Consider the following 940-nt stretch of genomic DNA (forward strand, 5'->3'; position numbering starts at 1 on the left):
ATGATTTCCTGAATAAAGGATAGGGAGTTCAGTATAATATGATCATGGGTAAAGAATAGCTCAGGATCCAATAGCGCTAAAGACAGGTAATCAAATAATCCTTCGGTAATGATCAGCCCATTTCCATCTTGTTGGAAATAGCTATACGATTTCGGAGAACTTGAAGCCTTATAAAAAGCATTCCGGAGCTCATAACCTCCCCGTCTATTTTGTAGACCAATCGCATAATACCGTTTTCCATATAATTCAAAATGAACCTCACTGGTCATCTCAATAATCAGTTCTCTGGGGATCCCTCGTTTTTTAGCGTAATGAAGTAATTGTAAATTTGAGAGTTCCTGAACAAAAAGTACTTTAATCCCTTCTTTTTTCTTTTTAGAAATCTGCTTATGAAAAGACAAAGAAGTTTTATTAGGATCCGTAACTGATAGCTGCTGATCATTGGCCAGAAATTGTAAAGCTTCAGCAATGGAACATTGTTTTAATGCAATAACCAGATCCAGACAATTTCCACCTTTTCCCAATCCGAAGTCGTACCATCTGTTTTTATGATAAGAGACATGGAAAGAGGCCTGTGTTTCTGACCGCAGGGGACTCAGAAACCAGGCTTCTTTCACCGTTGTTTTGCTGGGATAATGACCTAATTTAGCGAGTACGTGTACGATGTCTAAATTACGGGCATGTTCACAGCATATTTTCTTTGTTTTCATAAGCGTTCTATTTTCTGGATTTTTTTGATGAATTGATGAGAACCCCTTATAAGCCCTTGTAGGCATTGAGCTGAGGCTGTCATCAAAAATTCATCAATTCATCATTTTTATTTTCAACAGCAGGCTTTTATTCATCACTTTTATTTTTGATGAACATTTGATGAATAAATGATGAGCGATTAAACCCCTATAAATACAGGGCTTAATCTTCCCCGTTCATCAATTCATCA

Annotated in this window: 1 protein-coding gene; it reads right to left on the reverse strand. The window is 36.8% G+C overall.

Annotation, left to right across the window (positions count from 1 at the left end):
• The coding region (locus tag IIF7_RS20610) for a CHC2 zinc finger domain-containing protein (RefSeq protein WP_084843560.1) at window positions 1-776 on the reverse strand (776 nt) is incomplete at its 3' end.
• Window positions 777-940: the final 164 nt, after the last annotated feature.

Source organism: Zunongwangia atlantica 22II14-10F7 (assembly GCF_002094855.1).
Classification (GTDB): domain Bacteria; phylum Bacteroidota; class Bacteroidia; order Flavobacteriales; family Flavobacteriaceae; genus Zunongwangia; species Zunongwangia atlantica.